The 6,742-nt window shown below is 43.7% G+C and carries 6 protein-coding genes; all 6 read right to left on the reverse strand.

Annotation, left to right across the window (positions count from 1 at the left end):
- Window positions 1-202 precede the first annotated feature (202 nt).
- The 6 genes from B092_RS0111535 to B092_RS0111560 all read right to left on the reverse strand — a co-directional run bounded on the left by B092_RS0111535 (window position 203) and on the right by B092_RS0111560 (window position 6,201).
- On the reverse strand, window positions 203-868 hold the full coding sequence (locus B092_RS0111535; RefSeq protein WP_018575390.1) for a phosphoribosylanthranilate isomerase: 666 nt from the start codon (window positions 866-868) through the stop codon (window positions 203-205).
- Window positions 869-877: 9 nt separating this feature from the next.
- A complete protein-coding gene (locus tag B092_RS0111540) occupies window positions 878-2,713 on the reverse strand; it encodes a TRAP transporter large permease (RefSeq protein ID WP_018575391.1) in 1,836 nt (611 codons plus the stop codon).
- Window positions 2,714-2,724: 11 nt separating this feature from the next.
- A complete protein-coding gene (locus tag B092_RS0111545; protein ID WP_018575392.1) occupies window positions 2,725-3,327 on the reverse strand; it encodes a TRAP transporter small permease subunit in 603 nt (200 codons plus the stop codon).
- A 138-nt stretch (window positions 3,328-3,465) separates the two neighbouring features.
- Window positions 3,466-4,395 (reverse strand): electron transfer flavoprotein subunit alpha/FixB family protein, encoded by a 930-nt coding sequence (locus tag B092_RS0111550; RefSeq protein ID WP_018575393.1) that lies wholly within the window; start codon window positions 4,393-4,395, stop codon window positions 3,466-3,468.
- 1 nt (window position 4,396) lies between these two features.
- Window positions 4,397-5,146: an electron transfer flavoprotein subunit beta/FixA family protein gene (locus B092_RS0111555; protein WP_018575394.1), complete on the reverse strand. Its 750-nt coding sequence runs from the start codon at window positions 5,144-5,146 to the stop codon at window positions 4,397-4,399.
- A 170-nt stretch (window positions 5,147-5,316) separates the two neighbouring features.
- Window positions 5,317-6,201 (reverse strand): histone deacetylase family protein, encoded by an 885-nt coding sequence (locus tag B092_RS0111560; protein WP_051077737.1) that lies wholly within the window; start codon window positions 6,199-6,201, stop codon window positions 5,317-5,319.
- Between the last annotated feature and the right edge of the window lie 541 nt (window positions 6,202-6,742).

Consider the following 6,742-nt stretch of genomic DNA (forward strand, 5'->3'; position numbering starts at 1 on the left):
ATCTAACACTAACGCACTTTTACGCTTGGCTGTCCAACGACGATTCTCTGACTTCATCTCTGTACTCATGGTCAAATTTTCTCCATAATATCAAATTAAGACCTGAGCAGGTTTTTACTGGGTCATTACAGCACTACATAAAATACCCCCGGAAAATTAACTTTCCGGGGGTATTTTATGCAGAAAAACGACAGCGTTAAGATCAGACTCTTAAAGGAGCTTGCCCAAGTGCCAGCTCCGACATAAATCGCTGCATTTTGACCGGATCTTTGTGACCGGGTGAACTCTCCACGCCACTACATAAATCCACACCAAATGGTTGATACTTTTGGACAAAAGACCGGATATTTTGGGGATGCAAGCCACCTGCAATAATAATTTTTTCTTTAGCCTGCTGATCTCTGACTACATTTAATAAATCGGTATCAAAACTAATACCGGCACCGCCATAACCCGGACTATAAGCATCAAAAATAAAAGCTTTTGCTTGTTGATATTGAGCCGCTACGCGGGCTATTTCTTCAGGCGTAGAAATACCGGGGGCCCCTACCCTTATGGCACGAAGATAAGGATAGTTAAATTGCTCACAAAACGCCGCTGTTTCATCGCCGTGAAATTGTAAATAGTTCGGTCTTATTTTCTCAATCACCTCATTGATTTCAGTCACTGTTGAATTAACCAACAAAACAACTGAACTTACCCAAACAGGTACAGACGCTACTAATGGCTTCAGTTGCTCAAGACTCAAGGCTCTTTTACTCTTTGGGTACAGAATAAAACCCAAGGCATCTGCACCCAAGTCAACCGCTAAACGAACATCCTCTGAGCGAGTGATTCCACAAAACTTTACTCGTGTCCGGTATGTCATGACCCCACCCTATTGAAAGCCAATATCATAAGGATCTCTGCTGTCAGTCTGCTGATGCTCATTTTGCAATGAATTACTTTCTTCAGCGTCAGGGCCACTCTTGATGCCCTCATCAGAGCCCGAATTAGAGTCAAATGAATCCGCAGCATAAGGATCGGCACCATAGGCATCGCCACCGGAACTACCAAATGGATCGCTAGCATATGGGTCATTCCCGTAGCTACTACCATAACTATCAATACCGATTTGAATTGTGGTCGGATCTACTTTAGGCGCTGTCCCCTTGTAGTGAGTCACAAGGCCAGGGAAAGCTAATACGACACCAACCATACATAATTGAATCATGATGAATGGTACCGCACCCCAGTATATCTCCGTTGTTTTAATACCTTCAATCCGCTTTTTAGTGATCTTATCGATATAGGCCTCTTTGGGTGCCACAGAACGCAAGAAGAACAGAGCAAAACCAAACGGTGGATGCATAAATGAAGTCTGCATATTCACAGCTAGCAACACTGCAAACCATACTAAATCGATCCCTAAACTCTCGGCAACCGGTGCCAGCAAGGGCACGACAATAAAGGCCAATTCAAAGTAATCTAAGAAGAAGGCTAATAAGAAGATAAAAATACTGACAACGATTAAGAATCCATACACGCCACCGGGTAAATCAGTAAATAAACTATTAACCCATTGCTGACCACCAAAACCTGTAAACGTTAAGGTGAAAATAGTCGAGCCAACCAAAATAAAAATAACAAAACTCGTCAATATCGTCGTTGATTCCATTGCCTGCTTTAACAATGGCAGACTTAAACGGCCACGCGACCACGCCAAGACGATGGAACCTACAGCCCCCATCGCTCCACCTTCGGTAGGCGTCGCAATACCTAAGAAGATAGTACCTAAGACTAAGAAAATAAGCAGTAAGGGCGGCACCATCACAAACACTACTCGCGACGTAATACGCGACAACCAGTGCAGGCGTAAATACTTATCAACCAGCGCGAAGGCAAACATCACCAATCCCCATAGCAATAAGCTAATGACGATTTTCTCATCGGTCGCCGTGTTTTCATTTGCGATAAATTGCAAATCAATCCAATAGGAAATGGCTCCGGCTATCACTGAAGTGATGAGCAGAGAACGCAATCCCGAACGGCCATTGTCTTCCATATACTTACGATCCTGTGTCGGTATCGCGGGAGCCGATTTAGGCATAACTAATGAAACAATAATGACGACAAGAATATAGATACCGACCAAACTCAAGGCAGGAATCATTGCTCCACGATAGACATCCCCCACTGAACGACCGACCTGATCGGCTAAAATAATCAAGACAAGAGAGGGAGGGATAATTTGTGACAAGGTACCCGAAGCAGCAATCACCCCTGTCGCTAATCGACGGTCATAACCATAGCGCATCATGATAGGTAAAGAAATCAAACCCATTGAAATAACAGATGCTGCCACGACACCGGTCGTTGCCGCCAGTAATGCACCGACAAATACGACGGCTATTGCTAAACCCCCACGCACAGGTCCGAAAATCTCTCCTATCGTATCTAAAAGATCTTCAGCCATACCTGACCGTTCAAGCACAAGCCCCATCAGGGTAAAGAACGGGACCGCCAGCAAGGTATCATTTTGCACGATACCGAAAATACGATTAGGCAAGGCCTGTAAAAACTGAAAACTAAACTCACCAAAAAAAATCCCCAAAACAGCATAAAAAATACCATTTGCCGCCAATGAAAATGCGACCGGGAATCCTAACAGCAAAAAGCCGATTAGTGTTAAGAACATAATCGGAGGCATGTTGGCTACAATAAACTCAACCATTTTCTAATCCCCTATTTTTCGTTATTGTTATTGTTATTGCCTCCACTTTCCTCTTTAAGCTCCTCGAGTAACTCTTCGTCTGAGCTTTTATCCTTGCGCAAAGGATTAGGTGCCATACCTTTTAAGAAAGCAACACACTTAATGACGTGAGATAAGCCAGCCGTAATCATCAGACTAAAGCCTATCGGGATAAGTAATTTCACGGGCCAACGAATTAAGCCTCCGGTATTATTTGACATCTCACCGGTAACATAAGCCTTCATAAAAAATGGCCAAGATAAATACACAATCAAACCACAGGCAGGAAATAAAAAGAACAGCACGCAAATGAGGTCAATAATGACTTGGGTTCGTTCTTTGAGGCGAGAATTAATAACGTCTACACGCACATGCGCGTTCTTTAAAAAAGTATAGCCACCAGCTAATAAAAACACAGCACCAAATAGATACCATTGAATTTCTAACCAAGCATTAGAGCTGTCATTAAAAACCTTACGGTAAGTGGCATTAATCGCACTGACAATAGCCATTAACAGCGTAAGCCAAATAACCAGCTGTGTGACTTTGACATTTACAAAGTCAAAAAATCGTGATATCGCAAGTAAAGAACGCATGGGGAAGACTCTTGTTTTTTCTTAGAAAAAGATAATAAAAATGTAAGAACAACTAATACAAACAGTATTTAATTGTAATAGCAAATGGCCGAGATGAAAAACATCTCGGCCATTTTTCAAGATTATAATCCTAGAAGATTATAATTTTTCAGTCAACTCCGGTACTGCTTGGAATAGATCGGCAACTAAGCCATAGTCTGCAACACCAAAAATTGGTGCTTCTGCATCTTTGTTAATCGCCACAATGACTTTGGAGTCCTTCATGCCGGCTAAGTGCTGAATGGCACCTGAGATACCCACAGCAACATAAAGTTGCGGAGCTACGACTTTACCTGTTTGGCCAACTTGTAGATCATTAGGCGCGTACCCTGCATCAACTGCTGCACGAGATGCACCAACAGCGGCACCTAACTTACTGGCCAAGTTCTCAATAATAGCAAAGTTCTCCTGGCCACCGATACCACGACCAGCAGACACAATGACGTCTGCTGCAGTTAATTCAGGGCGATCGCTTTCTACTACCTCACGACCGACAAACTTGGATAAACCACTATCAGGGACTGCGTCAATACTTACAACCTCAGCAGAACCACCCTCGGCTGCTACGCCGTCAAAAGCGGTTGTACGCACAGTAAGTACCTTCGTATCACCATCAACTTGTACCGTAGCGATTGCATTACCGGCATAAATTGGACGTTGGAAAGTATCTGCCGATTCTACAGCAATGACGTCTGTAATTTGTGCAACATCCAACTTAGCAGCAACGCGAGGCGCAATGTTTTTACCGTTTGCAGTGGCCGGGAATAGAATGTGGCTATAATCAACGGCAACTGCAAGCACCTGAGCTGCTACATTTTCAGCCAAGAACTGCTCTAAGCTATCACCGTCTGCGACTAAGACTTTAGTTACGCCGGCAACTTTAGCAGCTGCATCAGCCACCGCCTGAGCGCCCTTACCGGCAACTAAAATATGGACATCACCACCAATCTGAGCAGCAGCCGCTACCGCATTAAGGGTGGCTGGCTTTAAAGAAGAATTATCGTGTTCAGCAATTACTAAATTCGTCATCTTAGATCACCTTCGCTTCATTTTTTAACTTATCAACTAACGCATCTACATCAGGCACGGTAATGCCACCCTCACGCGCAGGTGGTTCAGACACTTTTAAGGTTTTGATTTTTGGAGTGATATCAACGCCTAATTCAGCAGGAGAAACAATGTCCAACTGCTTTTTCTTAGCCTTCATGATGTCAGGTAACTTAACATAGCGAGGCTCATTTAAACGCAAGTCCGTCGTAACAATCGCAGGTAACTGTACTTCAACGGTTTCTAATCCCCCATCGACCTCACGAGTCACTGTGACGCTAGAGTCACCCAACTCAACCTTAGAAGCAAAGGTAGCTTGAGGCCTATCTAATAAAGCAGCTAACATCTGACCAGTTTGGTTAGCATCGTCATCAATGGCTTGCTTACCTAAAAGGATCAACTGCACGGCTTCTTTTTGAGCAATCCCTTTTAATAACTTAGCCACTGCTAAGGGCTGCAGCTCTTCATCAGTCTGCACTAAAATGCCACGGTCGGCACCGAGTGCCATAGCAGTACGAATAGTTTCTTGGCATTTATCGATACCGCAAGATACCGCGATGATCTCTGACACTTTACCTTGCTCTTTGAGACGTACGGCCTCTTCCATGGCGATTTCATCAAATGGATTCATCGACATTTTGACGTTAGCGATATCAACGTCTGTCTGATCTGCTTTTACGCGTACCTTGACATTATAGTCAACAACGCGCTTGACGGGTACTAAGACCTTCATCGAATATTCTCCTATGACAATTATTTTTAAATGCTATATATATTACACGGTGTCGTCACCATTTTACCTACTTTACAATCTTTTACCTAATCAAATTCTGAAAAGACTAACTTAGGCTTAGGTTAAGTTAGTAGCTTACCTAAGGTAAATCACAGGCGCCATATGACAGGCTAACACAAGCCTGCTAACGCTCGGATATGTTCAACAGCACTTCGTGCCAGCGCATTAAGATTATAGCCACCTTCTAGCAAGCTAATAATCCGCCCATGACAATGCCTATCAGCCACGGCCATTAACTCTTTGGTAAGCCAAACAAAGTCTTGTTCAACCAACATCATCTGCCCCATATCGTCATCACGATGAGCATCAAAACCCGCACAAATAACAATCAGTTCAGGCTGAAAAGCATCCATCATCGGTAACCAAACGGTTTTTACCGCCTTCTCTATCTCCTGACGACCACTATAGGCCTTAAGAGGGACATTATGCATATTTGAAGCGACTTCTTCGGCACCGGAATAAGGAAAGAATGGATGCTGAAAAAAACTGAACATCTCGACATGAGGATCATTTGCAAAAATCTGCTCAGTACCATTGCCGTGGTGAACATCAAAATCAACAATGGCAATGCGACTTACATCATACTTATCAATCGCATAGCGAGCAGCCACCGCTGCATTATTAATAAAGCAAAACCCCATGCTCTTATTTGACTCAGCATGATGGCCGGGAGGACGCACAGAGCAAAAAGCATTTTTAGCTCGGCCCTGCATCAACTCATCAACTGCTAATATCCCTGCGCCGGCTGCTCTTAATGCCGCTGTCCACGTATGTGGATTCAGACTGGTCTCTTCATTGTCTATATTAAAGTAGCCCTCAGAGGGAATATTTGCGCGAATAAAATTAACATAATCAGCCTGATGGCAACGTAAAATATCCTCTTCTGTGGCTTGAGGAGCATTCATCTCTTTAAGACACCAAATCAAGTCTGTGAGACAGAGTCGATCATGAATTGCTGCCAGACGTTTAGATGACTCCGGATGCCAATTTCTCATATTGTGTAAACTGCAATCTGGATGGGTAATATAAAGCGTGCTACCGTCCAACCTGAACCCTCACTCTATCAAACAATTAAAAACTGATACTGCAAGCAACATAATAATATGGACTGAGGTCATCTAAATCCCAGTATTTACCCTATACTTTATTCACTATATCTATGTTTTAATATTTAAAGCGATATTTCTTGTTTAGAATCAAACCCACAGCTACCTTTATAATTACACTCTGTCAACTACCCCGCCCTAAAGGGACGGAGCTTGTAAAAGCAAGCTGGGTTGACCAGGGTAAGCGGCTTTTATTGAGTCGCTCCGTTAACAACAGGTCGTTCAGACCCACCCTAGAGTGCTTCTTCAGCTCTAGGCACTGGAAAGACAGGTTCATGCAGGCGCAAGGTAAAACGCCGAAGGTTCTGTTTGCTGCACGCGCAGGAGCCGGTTGTTGACTTTCCCGAGGAGAGACAGGGCGAAAGCCCTGCGTCACGAGGCCCGTAAGGGCATTATTTAGGAGAAAATCGCGATGGCGGTTTTTGTGTTA

The sequence above is a fragment of the Oligella ureolytica DSM 18253 genome (assembly GCF_000373745.1).
GTDB classification, from domain to species: Bacteria; Pseudomonadota; Gammaproteobacteria; order Burkholderiales; family Burkholderiaceae_B; genus Oligella; species Oligella ureolytica.

Coding starts and splice junctions, on each gene's coding strand:
- B092_RS0111560 (WP_051077737.1), bottom strand. CDS start 6,201: ATGAGAAATTGGCATCCGGAGTCATCTAAACGTCTGGCAGCAATTCAT.
- B092_RS0111555 (WP_018575394.1), bottom strand. CDS start 5,146: ATGAAGGTCTTAGTACCCGTCAAGCGCGTTGTTGACTATAATGTCAAG.
- B092_RS0111545 (WP_018575392.1), bottom strand. CDS start 3,327: ATGCGTTCTTTACTTGCGATATCACGATTTTTTGACTTTGTAAATGTC.
- B092_RS0111550 (WP_018575393.1), bottom strand. CDS start 4,395: ATGACGAATTTAGTAATTGCTGAACACGATAATTCTTCTTTAAAGCCA.
- B092_RS0111540 (WP_018575391.1), bottom strand. CDS start 2,713: ATGGTTGAGTTTATTGTAGCCAACATGCCTCCGATTATGTTCTTAACA.
- B092_RS0111535 (WP_018575390.1), bottom strand. CDS start 868: ATGACATACCGGACACGAGTAAAGTTTTGTGGAATCACTCGCTCAGAG.